This window comes from Paenibacillus tundrae (genome assembly GCF_036884255.1).
In the GTDB taxonomy this organism is placed as follows: domain Bacteria; phylum Bacillota; class Bacilli; order Paenibacillales; family Paenibacillaceae; genus Paenibacillus.
In genome coordinates this window covers 2,186,956-2,206,553 of sequence record NZ_CP145605.1, presented here as the reverse complement: position 1 = coordinate 2,206,553, position 19,598 = coordinate 2,186,956, and the positions used below count along the sequence as shown (strand labels likewise).

The 19,598-nt window shown below is 45.5% G+C and carries 20 protein-coding genes and 1 pseudogene; 7 read left to right on the top strand and 14 right to left on the bottom strand.

What is annotated here, in order from left to right:
- Positions 1 to 91: 91 nt before the first annotated feature.
- Positions 92 to 1,303, top strand: coding sequence for an MFS transporter (locus V6W81_RS09985; protein WP_145045999.1), 1,212 nt, complete (start codon positions 92 to 94; stop codon positions 1,301 to 1,303).
- Between the two features lie 127 nt (positions 1,304 to 1,430).
- Here the strand turns inward: V6W81_RS09985 and V6W81_RS09980 are convergent, their stop codons facing one another.
- Positions 1,431 to 2,633 (bottom strand): cytochrome P450, encoded by a 1,203-nt coding sequence (locus V6W81_RS09980; RefSeq protein ID WP_338542951.1) that lies wholly within the window; start codon positions 2,631 to 2,633, stop codon positions 1,431 to 1,433.
- Between the two features lie 418 nt (positions 2,634 to 3,051).
- Between V6W81_RS09980 and V6W81_RS09975 the strand changes: the two genes are divergently transcribed.
- Positions 3,052 to 4,263 carry an asparaginase gene (locus V6W81_RS09975; RefSeq protein WP_338542949.1) on the top strand — a complete coding sequence of 404 codons (1,212 nt, stop codon included), beginning with the start codon at positions 3,052 to 3,054 and terminating at the stop codon, positions 4,261 to 4,263.
- An 81-nt stretch (positions 4,264 to 4,344) separates the two neighbouring features.
- On the opposite strand, the gene V6W81_RS09970 is transcribed toward V6W81_RS09975, so the two are convergent.
- Positions 4,345 to 4,977 carry an O-methyltransferase gene (locus tag V6W81_RS09970; protein ID WP_338543977.1) on the bottom strand — a complete coding sequence of 211 codons (633 nt, stop codon included), beginning with the start codon at positions 4,975 to 4,977 and terminating at the stop codon, positions 4,345 to 4,347.
- 297 nt (positions 4,978 to 5,274) lie between these two features.
- Between V6W81_RS09970 and V6W81_RS09965 the strand changes: the two genes are divergently transcribed.
- The 3 genes from V6W81_RS09965 (at position 5,275) to V6W81_RS09955 (ending at position 9,515) form a co-directional block, all read left to right on the top strand.
- Complete coding sequence (locus V6W81_RS09965) at positions 5,275 to 6,426, top strand: THUMP domain-containing class I SAM-dependent RNA methyltransferase (protein WP_145045993.1); 1,152 nt, start codon at positions 5,275 to 5,277, stop codon at positions 6,424 to 6,426.
- Between the two features lie 218 nt (positions 6,427 to 6,644).
- Positions 6,645 to 8,624: an LTA synthase family protein gene (locus V6W81_RS09960; protein ID WP_338542946.1), complete on the top strand. Its 1,980-nt coding sequence runs from the start codon at positions 6,645 to 6,647 to the stop codon at positions 8,622 to 8,624.
- Positions 8,625 to 8,783: 159 nt separating this feature from the next.
- The gene (locus tag V6W81_RS09955; RefSeq protein WP_338542944.1) at positions 8,784 to 9,515 is read left to right on the top strand and encodes a DsbA family oxidoreductase; all 732 of its coding nucleotides are present in this window, start codon (positions 8,784 to 8,786) and stop codon (positions 9,513 to 9,515) included.
- A 224-nt stretch (positions 9,516 to 9,739) separates the two neighbouring features.
- Here the strand turns inward: V6W81_RS09955 and V6W81_RS09950 are convergent, their stop codons facing one another.
- Together V6W81_RS09950 and V6W81_RS09945 are read right to left on the bottom strand one after the other, a co-directional pair.
- Positions 9,740 to 10,570: an aldo/keto reductase gene (locus tag V6W81_RS09950; protein ID WP_145045988.1), complete on the bottom strand. Its 831-nt coding sequence runs from the start codon at positions 10,568 to 10,570 to the stop codon at positions 9,740 to 9,742.
- Positions 10,571 to 10,710: 140 nt separating this feature from the next.
- Positions 10,711 to 10,992 carry a hypothetical protein gene (locus V6W81_RS09945; RefSeq protein ID WP_056695352.1) on the bottom strand — a complete coding sequence of 94 codons (282 nt, stop codon included), beginning with the start codon at positions 10,990 to 10,992 and terminating at the stop codon, positions 10,711 to 10,713.
- A gap of 210 nt (positions 10,993 to 11,202) precedes the next feature.
- Between V6W81_RS09945 and V6W81_RS09940 the strand changes: the two genes are divergently transcribed.
- Positions 11,203 to 11,610 (top strand): hypothetical protein, encoded by a 408-nt coding sequence (locus V6W81_RS09940; RefSeq protein WP_338542941.1) that lies wholly within the window; start codon positions 11,203 to 11,205, stop codon positions 11,608 to 11,610.
- Between the two features lie 65 nt (positions 11,611 to 11,675).
- Here the strand turns inward: V6W81_RS09940 and V6W81_RS09935 are convergent, their stop codons facing one another.
- The 10 genes and pseudogenes from V6W81_RS09935 to V6W81_RS09890 form a co-directional block, all read right to left on the bottom strand.
- The gene (locus V6W81_RS09935) at positions 11,676 to 11,897 is read right to left on the bottom strand and encodes a DUF1450 domain-containing protein (RefSeq protein WP_056695355.1); all 222 of its coding nucleotides are present in this window, start codon (positions 11,895 to 11,897) and stop codon (positions 11,676 to 11,678) included.
- Positions 11,898 to 11,918: 21 nt separating this feature from the next.
- Positions 11,919 to 12,221, bottom strand: coding sequence for a hypothetical protein (locus V6W81_RS09930; protein WP_056695357.1), 303 nt, complete (start codon positions 12,219 to 12,221; stop codon positions 11,919 to 11,921).
- Positions 12,222 to 12,363: 142 nt separating this feature from the next.
- Positions 12,364 to 12,621 (bottom strand): hypothetical protein, encoded by a 258-nt coding sequence (locus tag V6W81_RS09925; RefSeq protein ID WP_338542938.1) that lies wholly within the window; start codon positions 12,619 to 12,621, stop codon positions 12,364 to 12,366.
- Between the two features lie 205 nt (positions 12,622 to 12,826).
- Positions 12,827 to 14,044: a M14 family metallopeptidase gene (locus V6W81_RS09920; RefSeq protein WP_338542936.1), complete on the bottom strand. Its 1,218-nt coding sequence runs from the start codon at positions 14,042 to 14,044 to the stop codon at positions 12,827 to 12,829.
- 233 nt (positions 14,045 to 14,277) lie between these two features.
- Positions 14,278 to 15,087: a glutamate racemase gene (gene racE / locus V6W81_RS09915; protein ID WP_145046501.1), complete on the bottom strand. Its 810-nt coding sequence runs from the start codon at positions 15,085 to 15,087 to the stop codon at positions 14,278 to 14,280.
- A gap of 232 nt (positions 15,088 to 15,319) precedes the next feature.
- Positions 15,320 to 15,715, bottom strand: coding sequence for a YtxH domain-containing protein (locus V6W81_RS09910; RefSeq protein WP_145045980.1), 396 nt, complete (start codon positions 15,713 to 15,715; stop codon positions 15,320 to 15,322).
- A gap of 168 nt (positions 15,716 to 15,883) precedes the next feature.
- Complete coding sequence (locus V6W81_RS09905) at positions 15,884 to 16,852, bottom strand: DUF4261 domain-containing protein (RefSeq protein ID WP_338542934.1); 969 nt, start codon at positions 16,850 to 16,852, stop codon at positions 15,884 to 15,886.
- Positions 16,853 to 16,870: 18 nt separating this feature from the next.
- The gene (locus V6W81_RS09900; RefSeq protein WP_145045976.1) at positions 16,871 to 17,326 is read right to left on the bottom strand and encodes a DUF86 domain-containing protein; all 456 of its coding nucleotides are present in this window, start codon (positions 17,324 to 17,326) and stop codon (positions 16,871 to 16,873) included.
- 176 nt (positions 17,327 to 17,502) lie between these two features.
- Positions 17,503 to 17,790 carry a Dabb family protein gene (locus V6W81_RS09895; RefSeq protein ID WP_145045974.1) on the bottom strand — a complete coding sequence of 96 codons (288 nt, stop codon included), beginning with the start codon at positions 17,788 to 17,790 and terminating at the stop codon, positions 17,503 to 17,505.
- Between the two features lie 266 nt (positions 17,791 to 18,056).
- A pseudogene (locus tag V6W81_RS09890) lies at positions 18,057 to 18,452 on the bottom strand (phage holin family protein); the annotation flags it as partial.
- 446 nt (positions 18,453 to 18,898) lie between these two features.
- Between V6W81_RS09890 and V6W81_RS09885 the strand changes: the two are divergent.
- On the top strand, positions 18,899 to 19,495 hold the full coding sequence (locus V6W81_RS09885; RefSeq protein WP_056695369.1) for a helix-turn-helix domain-containing protein: 597 nt from the start codon (positions 18,899 to 18,901) through the stop codon (positions 19,493 to 19,495).
- Positions 19,496 to 19,598: the final 103 nt, after the last annotated feature.

Sequence of the window (19,598 nt, the reverse complement as noted above, 5' to 3'; positions counted from 1 at the left end):
CACCCCTCATCCATATGCCAATTGTGTTATAATAGTAAGATGGTGTTTTTCGAGAATTACAGAAAAAGCTCTGAAAGGAAGTGAAAGCACTTTGAAAACATGGAAAGTTAATCTCATTGTGCTTTGGTTTGGACAATTTCTGGTCAACTCTGGTATGACCATGATTACCCCATTCCTGTCCCTTTACCTCGCAAGGGATCTGGGCGTGGTGGGCGAGCATGAAATTGGCATCTGGGCGGGATTCATTTTTGCAGCCAATTTCCTGACGTCCTTTTTGTTCCAACCCTTATGGGGCAAGTTATCCGATAAATACGGGCGCAAAATTATGCTGCTGCGCTCGGGGTTCGGGATGGCAATCGTTATTGCATTGATGGGTCTTGCACAAAACCCTTGGCAATTGCTCTTATTACGCCTTCTGAATGGTACAATCTCTGGCTTCAACCCTGCCGCAGTCTCACTCATTTCGGGAACTACACCCAAAGATCGTATGGGATTCGCGATGGGAATCAGTCAATCAGGACAAGTTGCCGGCACAATCTTAGGTCCACTCATGGGAGGTTTGTTAGCTGATGCTGTGGGATTCCGACCTATATTCTATATTACAGGTGGATTAATCTTCGCCGCTTCTATGCTTGCTATGTTCCTTGTAAGAGAGAAGTTTGATCGCCAAGAAGCAGCCAAGCTACCTGAGCAATCCGTATTGTCCGGTTTGAAGGAACTGAATAAGTCACCACAATTACCTGTACTCTTCGCCGTAACGTTTCTGCTACAGTTTGCGATGATTAGTCCAATGACTCTATTACCGCTATACGTGCAGGAGCTTCATGGTTCAGCTCTAAATGTTGCGTTCTGGGCAGGACTTGTAGGGGCAGTTACCGGTATGTCCAACATGGTGATGTCACCATTCTTAGGGAAGCTAAGTGACCGAATTGGTGCACACAAGGTGCTTACATTTTCGCTCATTGGGACTGGCCTTATGTTAATACCCCAAGCATTTGTGCAGAGCGTGTGGCAGCTCATCTTAGTTCGATTTGCAATGGGGGTATTTATGGGCGGATTATTACCAAGCGTGAATGCCCTGATACGTTCGTACACGCCAGATGGCATGATCAGCCGTGCTTTCAGTTTCAATACGAGTACGCTTGCGCTTGGGAACATGCTAGGTGCAATTATCGGTGGTTTCATGGCCGGATTTATCGGCATCGAAGGTTTGTTCATCGTTTCTGGTGGACTGTTACTTCTCAATATGGTCTGGGTTCGGTTCAAATTGTACAAAAGACCTGTCCGTATTGAAGAGACCTGAACATAATATACGTTTGGTACAGCAACATAGCATCGCCATTTGCAGTGTTCGCATGTATGCATACATGCAGCAAAAAGCCGCTTCAGCGCCATTTCAGGGCTGGGAGCGGCTTTTCTTTTATAATCATCTATAGTCGTCGTGCGTGAAATTGAATCGGATATTCCTTCACACCAAAGACAAAACCGCTTTGAATCGGCTCTAATGGCGTTTTAGGGACTAACTGTATCTGTTCCATGCGCTGAAGCAGTGTGTGCAATACAACTCTCGCTTCCAAACGAGCCAGCGGTGCACCCAGACAGAAATGAATGCCAAATCCAAATCCCATATGTCGGTTCGGCTTACGATCGGATACGAATTGATCTGCATGTTCAAACTGGGCACCGTCACGATTGGCAGCTCCGACCCAGGATATTACCTGTTCACCTGCCTTAATCGTTACGCCTCTTAGTTCCACCGTCTCCCTCGCAACACGACCAATCGCCACAATCGGCGGATAATAACGCAGAGTCTCTTCTACGGCACTCGCGACCCGATCCGGATGCTCACGCAATTCATCCTGTAATTGGGGTTGTTCAGAGAGGATACGCACTGCGTTTGCGATGAGGTTGGTTGTTGTCTCATTCCCCGCGGCCAGCAAGAGAATACAGAAATTGACCACTTCTTCCTCCGTTAACTTCTGACCCTCAATCTCTGCAGCGAGTAGCAAGGAGATCAGGTCGTCCTTTGGCTCTATACGGCGCTGTTCCATAATGTCTGTAAAGTAGGCATATAACTCCTGCATGTTCTCCTGCTTCTCTCTCGCCAACGCCTGAAAGGCCTCTTCACTGTCATCGCGTGCGCCTTTCACAAGCACATCAGACCAATGCTTGAATTCACGGCGATCTGAAGCCGGAACCCCAATCAGTTCTGCAATGACAATGACGGGCAGCGGTGTTGCAAGGTCATCAATTAGGTTCATCTTTCCTACCGATAGGTGCGGAGCCAGCAGCTCATCTGTGATTTCCTGAATCCGTGGCGCAAGAGCCTCTATAGCCTTCGGGGTAAAAGCCTGATTGACCAGATCACGAAGCTGTTTATGTTTTGGGGGATCTGTCGTTAACATACTGGAACTCGCGCGGTTACGCTCAGAAGAAAACAGCTTTGGATTTTTCAATACATACTGTACATCTTCATATCGAAATACATCCCAGCACTCCCGATGCTCATCATATCGGACTGGAGTGTTCTCACGAAGCTCTGCATACACCTGGAAGGGAGATAATTGCCGCTCCTTGCTGTGCAATTCCCGAATAGGAATATAATTGGCATATTTTCGGGGCGCTTGTTTCATCGTGCTTCCTCCAATCAATTATATATATTTATTTACATATAAACTCGTATTCATTATATACACAACTGGATGGAGATTCCAACTAAATCAACGTAAATAAGCCTCTTGGCCCATCTTCTGCGTCTAACTACCTTAATTTTGTCGAATAGATTTTATGTAATATTTATTAACATAAATATCTCAAAGTTAACGCAAAAACTATTATTCACTATTCATAATCGGTACGAAAATACTTTTTAATTATGCCGTTTACCGCATAAAAATCCAGTATAACTCTCTAATTCTACGAATGTAAACGTTATCTCTACCAATATCTATATTTGTCATATTATCTAACATAAAATAAAATGATCTCAATCTATTTACATATTAAAAAGAAAATACCTCACACAAAAATCACTTAAAGGAGCGTGTCAGCATGAAAAAACCATCTCACCTTCGTCCTTGGGCCGTATGGAGTACAGCCGCACTAACCGCACTAACTCTTTCCCTGTCCCCTATGGGAACTTCTGCTGCTCAAGCTGCTACAGTAGAGGTAAACGGCACAACAGCCACTGTGCAGAGCGCTCCAGCCACGCCGGCACGCAACACCACTATCCCGGCTGTACCTGAATCTTCCAAGCAATCCCCACTTCCTAATGTACTTGTGATTGGTACAGGAGGGACAATTGCCGGACAATCAGAGGACGCAACCAGTTTCCAAAATTACAAGGCTGGCACACTGCTCATCGCAGACATGGTCAAAGATTTGCCGGATAAGCAGAAGATCGCAGATGTGAACACACTGCAGTTCGGCAATTCCGGATCAGGCTCCTATACAATGGCCGATCTGTACGACTTGTCTCAAACGGTAGATAAAGCACTGGCTCAATATGATAGCGTGGTGGTGACTACGGGCACGGATACGATGGAGGAAATAGCCTACTTCCTCGATATGACGGTTCAAAGTGATAAACCTGTTGTCATCACAGGCTCTATGCGACCATGGACGGTAATCGGCTCTGATGCTCAAGCGAACCTTTACAATGCCATCAAACTGGCCGGCAGCGGCCGAACCCAGTCGTTCGGCACTGTGTTAATGCTGAATGATACCATTCAGCTCGCCCGCGGTGTAACGAAGTCCAATGACTACCGGACAGACACCTTTGAAACGCCAATGCTAGGTGCTGTTGGTTATATTGACGAAGAGAACATCCGAATTTACCGTGCTCCTGCTCGCGCGATGAAACCGGAAGGTACTGCAAAACCTGCATTTGATCTTAGTAAAATCAATAAGGCCGATCTCGCCAAAGTGGAGATTGTGATCTCCTATCAGGAAGCAGGGGGCGGAGCTATAGAAGGTTTCGTGAAAAACGGCGTAAAGGGCATTGTCACCTCCGGTACAGGGGCAGGCGGCATCTCTAGAGCGATGGGACAAGCTCGTACAAAAGCGATTGAAGAAGGGGTTATTTTTGTAACGACGACACGTACAGGCTCGGGTAGCGTCTACGGCGGTGGTAATGGTATTATTGCTGGGGATAATCTCAGTCCACAACAAGCACGAATTCTATTGATGCTTGGACTATCCTTCAGTGATGATTTTGAAAAGATCAAAACATGGTTTGAAACATACGGCACACCAGAGGTATAAGTCAGTAACGAACAATTGCCAGATGCACGTGAAAAAGGCCGAAGCTGGGGTTTATCCTGCTTCGACCTTTTTTTCTTGCGCTTATTTCACCCAAGCCAGCGCCAAGCCGTCATAGTCAGGCAGCATGGTTGTGACAAGACGTGGGTCAGTTGCCATCTGCTCGTTGAAACGACGCACAGCAAGCACAGCCGGGCCTTGCTTGTCCGGATTAAGCGTACGACCGCGCAGGAAACAATTATCCCCTACAATGACTGCACCTGGACGCGCCAAACGAATCGCATAATCGAGATAAACCGGATAATTTTCCTTATCTGCGTCAATAAAGAAGAAGTCGAAGGTACGCCCTTCCTGTACCAATTGCTCCAGACTTTCTGCCGCAGGTCCGATCCGGTACTGCACTTGGCTGCCAAATCCACCTTCCTCCAGATGCCCGCGAGCCATGGCTGCATACTCTTCTTTCAGTTCAAGCGAAGTCAAGCTTCCGCCTTCACTTAAACCACGAGCCAGGCAGATGCCGCTGTACCCGCCCAACACACCAATTTCGAGCACAGCTTCCGCTTTCGAGGTTTTCGCCAGAAAGGTCAGCAGGCGTCCATACGCCGCAGCCACTGAAACCTCCGGCATGCCATTCGCACGAATGGCCTCTTTAACTTTTAACAAGAGCTCATCCTCTTGAAATAATTGATTTACATATTCGTCAGGGGTCAGATTCACCACGAAGTTCCTCCTTGCAAACTTGGATTCCTTTCCATATAGATGCCCTTGGACAGCTTTCCGTATAAATGCCCCTGGATAGCTTTCCATATGGATGCCAATGTTTTATAATGAATGTTTGTTATTCAACGCAGTGCAACGCACGCACTACACACGAATGACCTGCATTGAAGTCTATGCGGGTAAGCCGCATTACTCATTGTAAGTTTTTTCACGGAAAGCGGCAAGGCCGCACCGTTACTATATTGCCGCCAAGGGAAAGCTCCTGCGGCTCGAAATGGAGTTGAATGAATTCATATGGCTCGATTGCAATTGATTGCAACCTCTGCAATGGGACTTGAGGCCGTTGTTGCCCGGGAACTGAAACAGCTGGGGTATGAGGATGCCAGGGTCGATAATGGCCGAGTATTTTTCACAGGAGATTATATTGATATTTGTCGCTGTAACCTGTGGCTGAGAAGTTCAGATCGCGTGCTGGTTAACATGGGCGAATTCCCCGCAACCACATTTGATGAATTGTTTGAGGGCACCAAAGCACTGCCTTGGGAAGAATGGATTCCCGCAAATGGTGAATTCCCGGTGGAAGGACGCTCCCAGAAATCCCAGCTGAGTAGCGTACCTGCATCCCAAGGTATCGTCAAAAAGGCGATTGTTGAGAAATTAAAGCTCACTCATCACACGGAATGGTTTCCTGAGAATGGAGCACGCTATGTGATTGAGGTTATTCTGCTGAATGACCGCGCTTTGCTTACGCTCGATACGACAGGGCCAGGACTTCACAAACGTGGATACCGCAAACTTGTTACGGAAGCGCCGCTTAAAGAAACACTGGCAGCTGCTCTGATTCAGCTTAGTCGCTGGAATGTTTCCCGCCCGTTCTACGATCCATGCTGCGGTTCAGGCACCATGCTGATCGAAGCTGCTATGATTGGCTGGAATATCGCACCAGGGCTTCGCCGCACATTTAACTCGGAGAATTGGGATGTAATCCCTGCTGAACTATGGGAACAAGCACGGGAAGAAGCTTTTGACGCTGTTCGTGATGATGTACCATTACAGATTTCGGGTAGTGATATTGATCCTGAGGCAATTGAAGTTGCACAAGCGGCAATCAAAAGCGCAGGCTTTGCCAAGGATATTGAGGTAAGCGTTCTTCCTGCTCACCGCGCAAAACCACAAGGGGAATATGGCGTAATCATTACCAACCCACCTTACGGTGAACGTTTGAGTGAAGAAAAAGAAGTGCAGAAGTTGCTCCGTTCCCTTGGACGTTCTTATCTGGAGATGCCAACATGGTCGTTTTTTGCAATCACCTCCACCAAAGCATTTGAAGAGTACTTCGGACACAAAGCGGACAAGCGCCGCAAACTGTTTAATGGACGGATCGAGACCCAATATTATCAGTATCTGGGACCACTCCCTCCACGAAATAAATCTACTCAAGCTTAAACGTAAACGCGATGATCTGAGTGTTCGCTCCTTTTAGGAGAGGACGCTCTTTTTTTTGTGCGCACTTGTATGGTATCTCTTAGAAATTTCCATACTACACAGCGTAATACTAAGGTTATTCGCCACCTGCTGGTTGAAAAGCAACCAAGCCACGCTATAATGAATGAAGCTCCATTTACATTCCGATAACAAAACTTTTACAAAGGGAGACAACATTCATGGTTTTCACTTCGTCTTCACGTAGCAGCACGCTACGTAGACTTCTACATCATCCTTTATCGTTGTATCTGTTATTCATTGCACTCATGCTACTCAAATTAATGTGGTTACACCACAACTTGCATGCTTACAACATTACGATGGGACTGTTGGACAATATTATCGCGATCGGATCCCTGCTACTCATTTCCTTTTGGACATGGTGGCTGCCTCGGAAAGGCTATAAGATATCGCTAATCGCACTAAACATAATCCTTACAGCACTAATCTACGCAGATATGGTCTATTATCGCTATTTCCAGGATTTCCTTACCATTCCTGTCCTCTTACAAGCTAAACAGGTCGATGCACTTGGAGATAGTATTGCAACCCTTCTTCAACCTAGTGATCTGCTGTTCTTTGCCGACTGGATGGCATTCGTGGTCTATGGTGTTGCACGCATCCTAACGAGACGTTCACGCGCTACCCGCTCAAGTCGGTACGGATACAATGATCTACCTTACGGACACAATCGCAGCAAGACTCGTACACGTCGTTTTACGGCCGGCAGCATCGCTTTAGTGTTAGGGCTATCCCTTGCAGTTGGGCCGATTTATTACTACAGCAAAACCTGGGCAAAAGGGCTGTTCGATAACAATTGGTGGAATGTCTCCATGTATAACGTTACTGGGCTGTTGGCTTTCCACGGTTATGATCTGTACAACTACGCCAAGGATCAGATCGGATCAGGACCTGAAGTTGATCTTGCTGATGTAGAGCTGGTCAAATCCTTTTTTGCCGAAAAACAGAATCAATCCTCACAGGCAGACAGCGCACTGTTTGGTAAATATAAAGACAGTAACGTTATCGTCGTTCAAGGTGAAGCATTTATGAATTTCATGATTGGCCAGAGTATCGGTGGTCAGGAGATTACGCCTCATTTCAACGAATTAATGAAAGAAAGCCAGTATTACAGTCATTTCTATCACCAGACCGGGCAGGGCCGGACATCAGATGCTGATTTTGGAGCTAACATTTCGTTACACCCCTTGCCTATCGGCTCGGCATTTGTACGTTACGCAGACCATACCTATGATTCCTTACCTTCTATCCTGAAGGACAATGGATACAGCACAAATGTCTTTCATGCCTATGAGAGCGGGTTCTGGAATCGCTATACGATGTATCAGAATATGAAATATGATAAGTTTTATAGCAAAAATGATTTTGCACAGGATGATCCACTTGGCTGGTCTTTATCTGACCTCTCTTTTTTTAGACAGTCTGTTGAGAAAATGGATAGCGAGGTATCAGAGCCTTTCTACTCTTTCCTTATAACACTTTCCAGTCATCATCCGTATGCTCTACCGGTTGATAAACAGCAGCTTGATGTGGGGGAATTCCAAGGTACAATGTTCGGTAACTACCTGCAATCCGTTCATTATGTAGATTCAGCACTGGGTAGTCTGGTCGAGGATTTGAAAAATCGCGGATTATGGGATAACACGATATTTATGTTCTATGGCGATCACGATAATTCCATTAAGGAACAGGCGCAATACGAAAAATTTCTGGGTAGATCGTTAAACCAGCTTGATATGGAGCAGATTATGAATGAGGTGCCACTGCTTGTACATCTCCCAGATGGAGGCGAGGCTGGAACCTTTGATGAACCCGCTGGGCAGCTTGATATCACGCCGTCTGTGCTCCATCTATTGGGCGTTTACGATCAATCCTACTACCATATGGGCAATGATGTTTACGATGGCTCTAGTCGGACTGTAGTTTTGCGTAATGGTGCGTTTACGGATGGTTCTGTGTTCTATATTCCGTCCGATGATTACATCTATGAGCACGGTTCCTGCTATGACTTATCTTCCCGTGATGAAACGGATATTAACGCCTGCCGGGCAGGACATGATGAAGCTTCGAAACGACTTCGTGTATCCGACACAATCATTACCTATGATTTAATTACACGCTTGCGTGAGGGGCTATAAGCAAATCGGAAGTGCTGATGTAAGACTATTTATGTCTTCAGCACTTCTTTCTTTTATCCAATGCAAATTGCACCCTTGCGAAAAATATAAAGTCGCTTTATAATTGTAACTACAATAGTTTCATTTAAAGTTGATGTACAGAAAACGGAGGTTATTCGAATGAATATTGAGATATGGTCTGATTTTATGTGCCCTTTCTGCTATATTGGTAAACGTCGTTTAGAGAATGTATTGGAGCAATTTCCACACCGGAATGAAGTGAAATTTGAGTTCAAGAGCTTCGAACTTGACCCTAATGCTGAAGTACACACAGGCAAAACCAACACAGATTACTTAGTTTCTAAGTACAATATTAGTAAAGAACAAGCACAAGGCATGAATGCACAGATGAATGCCAATGCTCGGACAGCAGGTCTGGAGTACAACATTGATGCAATGGTACCTACCAACTCTTTCGCTGCTCATCGCTTGACACATTGGGCGAAGTCTCAAGACAAAGCGCTTGAGCTAAGTGAGCGGTTATTCCAAGCTGTGTTCATTGAGGGCAAGCATGTCGGAGATCATGAGGTATTACTCCAACTGGCCGAAGAAGTGGGATTAGATCGTAGTGCAGCGGCTGTCGTCTTGGAAAGCAATCAATTTGCTGAACAAGTTCGCGCAGATCAAGCTGAAGGCGAACAGCTCGGTATTCGCGGCGTACCGTTCTTCGTACTGGATCGTAAATTCGCTATATCTGGCGCACAGCCTGACGAAGTGTTCCTTGATGCCATCAAGAAAGCATGGGACGAGCGTTCCCCATTCACGATGGTTGAGTCAAGTGCAGCAGACAATGAAGGTAGCGGAGTGTGTACAGAAGAAGGCTGTGAAGTTCCAAAGCGCGATTCAAAATAATAAACAAACACAAAAGCAGCAGGAGCAAGGGAACCCTCCCCGATCCTGCTGCTTTTTTATATATAACATACACACAGCTCATTGTAATAAGTTTTTGTTTAGTAAACAGTTAGAGCAAAGGAAACGGAATCGATTCTGTAGAAGCAAAGCGATCGGAAGAACGATCCGTTCCATATCCTCACTAACTAATGATTAAACACTTGTATTACAACTGAGCCTACTCCTTAATCCCAGAAAAGTTGATCCGGATGTGGACCTGTCCGTTTGTCCGCATCCATAGCATCAATCTGTCTAAGCTCATCCGGAGTTAATTCAAAGTCAAAGATATCTGCATTTTCACGGATACGCTCTGGTGTCACGGACTTCGGAATGGTCACAATCTGATTCTGAATGTCCCAACGCAAAATAACCTGTGCAGGTGTTTTGCCATACTTTTGGGCAATTGCTTTTAACGTGGATTCATTATTTAGCTTGCCTTTCATAATCGGGCTCCACGCCTCAAGCTGAATGCCTTGCTCCCCACAGAAGTCCTGTAATTCCTGCTGGATCAAGCCCGGATGTAATTCCACCTGATTCACAGCAGGTACTGTGCCGCCTTCATCTATAATATCGCGCAAATGATGTACCTGAAAATTACTTACACCAATGGCACGTACACTCCCCTCACTATATAACCGTTCAAACGCTCTCCACGTTTCCTTGTATTGATCTCGTCCAGGCCAATGGATTAAGTATAAGTCAATGACATTAAGTCCTAGAGCCTTCTGACTCGCTTCAAATGCGCGAAGGGTGGAGTCAAAACCTTGATCCTCATTCCAAAGTTTTGTTGTGACAAACAATTCATTCCGAGCAATACCACTGCTGGCAATGGCTTGTCCTACTTCTTCTTCATTTCCGTAGACGGAAGCAGTGTCTATACTCCGGTATCCTACCTCCAATGCCGTTTCAACGGCCTGGTGTACTTCTTTTCCCTTCGCTTTATATGTTCCGAATCCCAGCCATGGCATGGTTACTCCGTTGTTCAGTATCGTGCAGTCTGTAATATGTTTTGTCATCGTCTACCTCCCGCTTGGAATTTGCCTGCTCATGCTTAATTAACCTTCTGACAAAATTTCAAGCGGAATCATCGGAGATCACATGCAAAAAAACTCGCAAAGCGGTTAGCTCTGCGAGTTTCGTTTGGTGACAGGAACGTTTAGAAATCCTTTGGTTGCTTTTGATTCCGGATCGAGTTCAATCTTCTCTTCTCCTCGGCGAACATTTCCTCCGCCAATTCCACGCCTTGACCACCAAGTGAACGCTCCGCTTGCCGCATCGCCTGTTCGGTGTGAGCCAAACGACGACTTGCCTGCTCAATGGTTTGTTCTGTTGGATGAGACATTGCTTGAGAAACAGCATAGTGAAGTTTGTTCACCGCATTCTGCGCCTGAGATACGGTTGTACCCGCCTGCAAACTGGAATCATAACGCTTCGGCATAGTTATTCCTCCTTGGGATCATGTTCCTGTTACCTCTATAGGATGGTTAACCCAAGGCTCCCTTATTCTCTTTTTCTCAGACACATTACAAAAAGGGATACCTTTTCGTTTACCTTAAGACAAACAACCTTTCCGAACGTAAAATGTCGTAACTTTATACTTATCCATTTCGTTAATTAGAGTAAGTTGTTTTAAGAGGAGGAATCATTTTTGCGTAAATGGCTTATGTTGCTCATCTTCGTATGTCTTGTGGGTCTAACCACTGCCTGCAATCGGGCAGGGTATGAGATTACCGGATATACCGCTTCATCGATAAATGCCCAGTTTCCGGTTCCAACCAATGCCAAGCAAATTAACTTAACAACAAATTCGGGGAATCCCAATATTAAGGTAGCTGTCACCTATGAATTGAAAAATATAGGCGGAGAACTGGGTCTCTATCCTCCACCTGATTATTTTCAAAAACTAGCCGAAGAAGGCTGGATAGAAATCGAGAACGAACGCTTAGGTCATGTGCACTTTTTGCAAAAAGAAGACCGCATCATTGCCCTTGACATCCGTGAAGACACCTTCAAAATATACGAAATGAAGCCGGATTTCAAATTCAAACAAAAATAAGAGAGGCCATAGGCCTCTCTCTGCTGGATAACAAGCATATCATGCTCGTATCATCTATAAAGCGTTTATTTGACGAATTTCGCTACTTTTGCCAATACTTCTTCTTCCGAAGGAGCACTGATGTACCGACCGTTAATAAAAACGAAGGCACGTTTCGCACAAGGACCACAATAGGATTTACATCCAATCTTAATCTCTGTGTCTGGAGCCATTTTCTCCAGCTTAGGCACGATTGACTTCAACCGAATGTGATTACATTTTTCGCATACGCGGATATCGTTAGCCATGATTTCCCCTTCTTCAAGCTCCTAGTGATCGCCGTGATTGCCTTTGGAGGGATTCGTAATAACGAAGCCTTCTTGAGGAAGATACAGATAATCAATTTTCACGCCATCCAGCAATGGTTGATCATTCTCAATAATGACATCGATGTCTTTATCCGTAGATACTACCGTGTCATTCTCTTTTGGTGTATCCAAATCAAGTCCGTAGTGAGCATGATCCCCGTGTGCATGTGTAATAACAACACGCAATTTTTTGCCTTCGTTCTCAGGCTTGTCCAATTCAAGTTTCAATACTTTAGCCGCATTGCGAGTGATTTTGCAGTTCATGTGCTTCATCTCCTATATCGTAATTGCTGGTTACAACAATTTCAGCATTCTTAAACTCCAGCATCTATTGTAAAGAAAGTTTTGGCTCTTCGCAATAACAATGATTCTAGACAGACGTTAGAATGATGCATTTTGCATATATTTATGATGTTGTACCGGAAGGAAGGACTGGATATTTACGTTCAGCACGGCTTACAAACCAGTTCATCAATATAAGCGTGACCCCAATATCATCAATTGGCATGAACGGCATCACATCAGGTAAAACCCAGTATAACAATGCCGGGATAATAAATAGCAGTTTTTCGCGTATCGGAATCTCCTTTGCCCGCAATAGACGCGGGAGTCTTCTGAACACTTCCGACCATCGTTTTAATGACAACAATCTTCTCCACTTCATATGATTCCTCCTCATGCTGACTATCTATAATATGTGAGTGACTCACACATGGGCTATTCCTCCGATCCGAAGCAGCTGACCGAAGGAACAACGAATGCCCAAAAGTGGATCTTATTTTAGAAAACCTCTGTTGCGTACAGGCCACGTAACGACACCTGTGTCTGTTATACGAACAATACATTCTTATCGTTTCATTCTCTACCTTTTAATCACTAGATTCATAGGATAATAACTCTGCCAGCAACATGCCAACCTCCACACAGATATCATCGAACTGATCTATGGGTAATGGATTAATTCCGAGACCGACTTCTACGGTAAAACCAGGCTTGCGATACTCCTGGATGAACCAGTCCTTGTACCCTGCATCACTTCCGCCTAATTTTACAGCTTTGTATCCAGATACCTTCGCCAATCTTCGGGATAACGGCGCACTTTCTCTAGGCTCCAAATCCCGGTAGTTCCAGTAGATCTCTTGCCCTTGACTATGCAAGGTTACGACTACATCGAACTCATGCTGCCGCGTCCACTCGGCTAGAGCCAGCGCTTCCGGCTCAGATAACGGAGCTGTTCCTGCATAATCACGAGGGCCCGGTGACGCCATTCCCCTTCTAGCCGCCTCTTCCTCCCAGTGAGCTGGAAATTGATCATTCAGATCCACTCCCCTTATGTTTGCTTTCCAATGAGTAAAGTGAGCCCGCCCTGTATTCCAAGCCAGCAGTTGTTCAGCATGTGGATGCTGATTAACAATACCCTCTTGTACCAACTCGACTCCATCCGGATTAACCATCGGAACCACCCACAGTGTTGTTTCCTTCATCCAGCGCTGAGGATCAAACCGATACCACGGTTCTTGGCAACTAAAGGCTCTAGCATACTCTTCAATAAACCGCATCACAACGGCTGTGGTTAGCCATTCATTAGCATGGACGGAAGCATTGACATGGATATGTCTCGAACCTTCACCAATCCGTAAATAGTGCAAAGGTTTGCCCATCACACTTGTGCCGATTGAACCTGTCTCCACAAAGGGAAAATGACTGCTCAGTAATGCAATATCCCGATGTAATTCACGGAAGCCATACTCTCCATTTAACCTGACTATAGCTTTTCCACCGGATTCAGGAATATGAATGCACCGACCACACCAATCGCTCACGTTGGTGATTTCAGGATTGCCTTTCCGTAATTCATCTTCGCCCAGACCAAAACGAGCAGCTATTGTACCGACATGCTCACCTGGCTGAACAGCATATCTCCGCCCTGTTCCAGGTAAGATCCGCAACATCTGTCCTGCCAGCAAATAAGGTTGGGATGCTGCTTCTGGATTTAGCGCGGCGAGCAGTTCGCTCGTCATGTGATGCGCCGACGCAATACGAGCCAACGTGTCACCTGGCTGTACAATGATCCACTGTAATTCCATGTGCAATCTCCTTTCACTGAGCGAGATTTACTCTTTTGCGATCTGTTCTTACTACCGCCTGTTCTCCTCTATATCCTGATCATGTTATATATGTATGCTCACCCGCTCGTCCGTCATGTGACATATTTCGCAGACTTCTTCCCTCTCTATAGATAACAAAAATCCCAGAGCCTTCGGCCTCTGGGATGAAGAAAAACGAATTGGATCATATGAATACGAATGAAACGAAAGGATTAGGACAATTGCGTGACCTGCCATACAACAGGCGTTTTTGAGATTTGCTCACCGAGCCACTGCCTTGTAATATTTTGGAACATACGAGGATCCCCTGTACAGAAAAATTGATGCACCGGCGTATCGTTTCCACTGGCCAATTTTCGTTTATCATACAAAATCGTACTGATTTCTCTCGCCGTCTCATCTGCCGAACTGATGAGCTTCACTTCCTGTCCCATCACTTCCTGAATGGTTTCCATCAAGAATGGATAATGGGTACAACCTAGGATCAGACAATCAATCGGCTGTTGCTTAATCTGGCTTAAGGACTGCTCTACCGTCACAGTTGTCTGTTCGGATCGGAATTCACCTTGCTCGACTAACGGCACAAGAGCCGGGCAAGCCTGGCTGACTACATCAATATAGGGTGACAATTGTTTGAGTGCGGAGGTGTATGCGCCGCTGCCGATCGTTCCCACGGTGCCGATGACACCGATACGTCCTGTACGTGTAGCTGTAATAGCGGCACGCGCTCCTGGGTGAATCACGCCGATTACTGGAACGTTCACCTTAGCCCGAATATAGTCGAGCGCTGCTGCTGTAGCCGTGTTACAGGCGATAACGATGACCTTCGGATCAAATTGGATCAAGAAATCTACGATTTGTTCCGTGAATTGTTTAACTTGTTCGGACGAACGGGGTCCGTACGGTGTCCGGGCAGTATCTCCAAAATAAATGACCTTTTCCCGCGGGAGCTGGCGCATCACTTCCTTAGCGACCGTCAATCCCCCCACACCCGAGTCTAATATAGCGATTGCTTGCTGCACGAACACACCGCTTCCTTCTTCATTGAATTGGTTCTCATATCTAGTAAAGCTCAAGTGCTTTCTTCCTACCGTATGACATTTCAGGCAAAAAGGTACCACCATCTTACCCGATTTTATCATAGGGTTCAATTAAAAATACCCACAGTGCACCTCTCTCGCGATTGGCGCACACAACAAAGCAGGCTCTCCTCCATCTGCATGAGGAAAGCCTGCTGCTTATGTCAAGCGTGGCTTAGTTATCGTCTTTTGAATCATCGGAAGGCAGTTTAGCTACAACAACACTGTCCGATTCATTTGCCAAGATGTCACTGTCAGACTGAACTGGCGCATTCGAATCTGTAATTACTGCGGAGACCCGCAGTTCTTTACCTTCGGCACAATTGCGCCATGACTGAATGTCCTGGATGACAACGTCAGCTGTTTCTTTCACTTTGGATACGATCTGATTACCCTGTTCGCCAACCTTAACAGCTAACTCTTGACCTTTCTCCGTCACCTGACGCGCACCTTCGGAAATATCCTGACGAAGCTCACGTCCTGACTTTGGTGCCAGCAATAACGCGGTTACCGAACCAACCACTGAGCCGATTAATGCGCCCCACAATAAACTTTTGTTTGATTCCTTCACGCAACATCTCTCCTCTTCTTCGAGTTAAGTACCGGATTACAAGCACTGATGTTGTGACTTACTAACCCGGGCGAATGCCTACTCTGTTGATGCAGTATAGTCAGTAAGGGCTTGACCTGACACTCCAAATATCAAAAAACTTTCATGGTCATACTCTCACCGTTATGTTTAACGGTTATGCTGAGCTGGTTCCAACGAAGAATCTTCATTTGTATTCCCAGGATCAAGATCAATAACATACCGTCCCGGGGCAATCAGTGCGGCTTGGTGTTCACACCGCCAGCGTCGCCCGCCCGAGGAACCCAGTGTTTGTCCATCCTGTAGCACATCACCTTGATCGAATATGTAGTATGCTGCTCCAAGCAAGGTTTGAGCCACTGTATCTGGATCAAGACCAGTGAAGTGACACTGAACATCAGGAACCCCGAGCGCGGACAGTCCAACCGTATCCATCACAAGTTCGCGCTGCTCTTCTGTTCCACCAGCCTGATACATTCTGACGTTCATCGCTGCATAGAGATGCTCTTCTCGTTCCTGTGATTGCTTATACGCTGCTGGTTCAACAAGTTTATCACTGCCGTACCAATACATTGCCTCACACGGCAAGACTTCAAGCACAGCCTGCAACGTCTTCTGGAACAGCCCTAAACGCTGCTTGCGCGGCATCGCTGCAGTAAACATATCGTGAATCCGAATCGAATACGTAGCTCCCTGGACTGCCTGTTCTGCCTCTGTCCAATGCCAAGCTTGCTGAAGTGCACCTGCAAAGCGTGATATATCCTTCATCTCAGTCGCGGCAAGCATACAGGTTTGTGCTGGGATATCCCCTTCCTGGAATGAAACCTTGTGATCCAGATGGTAGAAAACCAGCATCTCTTCCTTCGCCTCTGGAGCAGTACGTGTCTCATCCTGCGAATTCGTTTCCTGCGGTTGCTTGTCGTTGTTCGTAACTGCAGTTTGTTGCTTTACAGTAAGTCGAACTTGTCCCGTATAACGACTTAGTGCTTCCTGCAAACGAACGTGATTAATTTCCGGACACTTGTCAAACAACAGTTCAACCATGTAAACCGGATGAAATCCGGATGGTGCCTCCTGCTTGTCATTTCCTTGTAATTCTTCATTCTGTATATCTGTCATGCTGCTTCCCCTCATTCCTTACTCTGTCCCTCGATCTGCCTGATTCGTAAAAGGATCGAGTTCTCGATCTACATAAGCGCTCACTTGGTCTGCAAAGCGTTCAAGTATTTCGGGTAGGTCTGAACTCAGTGGATGCAGTTCTCCTCGATTCCAACTGAAATAATCTTGTACGAGTGGCTTCCGCAAAGTAACAAGCTGACGAAGCACTTCGTATATTGAAGCGTCAAATACCTTCTCTTCATGATTAATCTCGATAATATCGTCATAGCTGCTTGCATCCCTCATAATAAAACCATCGATGAGATAGCTTCCGACGTCCGTGACGATCTCAATCGCCAAATGCAGACATCGTTCCTGCACCAGTCCCATCATAAGACCGCCATCCCAGGCTTGTGTTGAAAGGCGTAGCCCCTCAGCTACCTCCGGTACCGCAGCAAGCCTATGGGCAATCTGCTCTTTATTTACGTAGTACAATACATTTCACTTCCTGTTCAGTGAATTATCGGTTCCGTTTGCCTCTTCGTTTCAACCAGAATATCATCACAGGACAAGCGATCAGGAACACGATAAAAATATATAAAAATTCCATAACGTCTCTTAAATCGCTCATGCCCGCTCTCCTTTAGTCGCTTCTTAATGAGATACGCAAATTAAAATTCGTAGTCAACAGCGATCGATTGCTCTCTAACTTCGTTCATATACTTAATTACTTCTTGATGAAGCGGATGTACCTGATAAGCTTGCAGATCATCAAGAGATGCAAACTCGGCTGTCAGAGAAATATCAAAGGATCTGTCCGAGCGAAGCACGTCTATACCTACATCCAGCGATACAAGAACATCAATTTTACCTTCCAAGTTACGAAGCACATTGGCAGCTTCTTCAATGCGTTCTGGTGAACGATCTTTCATTTTGAACAGGACAATATGTTTAATCATCGAACAAACACCTCGTTTGTGAATTAATAGTGGAATGAATGTTTTTTCATGTATTCAAAATATATCATAACGTTATCTATTACGAAAGGATACTTGAAAACGTTCTCTAGACGAACAAGCAAAATAAAGAAATACACCATCTAAAAAGGCTACTTTGTGGGTTGTTCTTCTTCAGGCTCATCGGTGCTGTCCACAGGTTTATCCTGCTTCTCTTGCTCGGATTTGGGCTTCTGATGTTCTGTATTCGTCGGCTTTGCCCACTCCTTATCGGACAACTCTTCCTGTTTCTTAAGTACAGCAATGGCCTGTCTAAGCTTGTTCGGCAATGGAAGACCGATCTTGGCATAGTTTTCAGTAATCGATATCAATTCATTCACCAGATAAAAATATATCGCCCCGCCTTTGATAATATCCGTCCCCATTAATAAATCGATCCGATGTGCCAGCAGAATAACGGTTAGCATCAAGCCCTTGCGCGCAAGCCCCCAGAACCCAATATTGCTGTTTAACCCCGTTCCTGTCCTCACGGCAGCTGCAAGCCCCGTTATATAATCGATAGCCATCGCAATGGCAAGCAGACTAAGCAATTGATCCCATCCTCCAAAAGCAAACGTCACGAACGCCCCTGAAATTGCAGCAAGTGTATTTACGGCTGGATACACGTTTCCCACCTCTCTCCCCTTTAGTCATCCTACAAGATATGTAAGAATAAGAGATTTTGACAAGCCAACTACCTAGTTAAACTTGCGGATTTCATATTTCAGATTTGTGCACATTACTGATACACGCCATTCACGAAAATCCAATAATCTTGGTGAAATAAGGTAAATAAACCGCATTGCATCAACAAAATTCAGGAAAAAGTAAAATAGTCCTATAAATAGTTCTTAAGAATCACTTTATTATTCAATACGCTCTATTTGTCCTCGTAAATTTAGTGAATCATTGTAATCTAGGAATATACTAGGATGCAATTTGCACACCCACTAGTCCATAACTCCTCCTTCCTAACCGACTCCACAGCTCATATAATTCGATTCAGTTCAACAGGCACTTGAAAGTACCCCAACTCTTATTGTAGTATTTGGTTAAAAAAATCGGAGGAAATATGCCTAATCAACCAGAACAACATTCCATCCAGGCGTGGTCTCTGATCAACCGTAAATATTTGGGAAAAGGCGTCCGTGTCAAACGGTTCCGTAAACCGACACGCTGTCAAATTCGCAACCGTGTTCTTCTAGCCGTGCTGATGGCCAATGATATTAAGTTGTCCCAGCTCGCTGAAGACTTGTCCATCTCTTCACGCAGTGTAAGCGCGTGGGTGTATGAAGGGCGGATACCCGGCAGTACCAATTTGGACAAGGCTTGTCAATTACTTGGATATCCACGACACATTCTTTTTAATGAAGAGGTTGTGCGTCAAAGTCCGGTCATTTGTCAACCCGAGCCTTCCCGTTTCATGAAGCGTACGGTGACCCGTTCCCCGGTAAGTAACCGTATCTTGACAGGCTTGTGCATGGTCCATGATTTGTCGGTGACAGATGTCAGCCACTGGATCGGGGTTCACCCCGGCACCTTCCGCAAATGGCTGCATCAGGGAACGCTGCCTTCTGCTGCGTTTCAAGAACAAGCGGAGCAATTTTTCCGCATTCCGAAGACCATTTTGTTCGCAGATGTCATCTTGAAAGATCGTCACAATAACTAAAATTAGCGAGCAACCAAAAGGCTCTGTTATTCCTTAAGGAATACAGAGCCTTTTTAATATGACAAAATGATATAACTTCTCTACCGGAATTATAAGCGTTCTT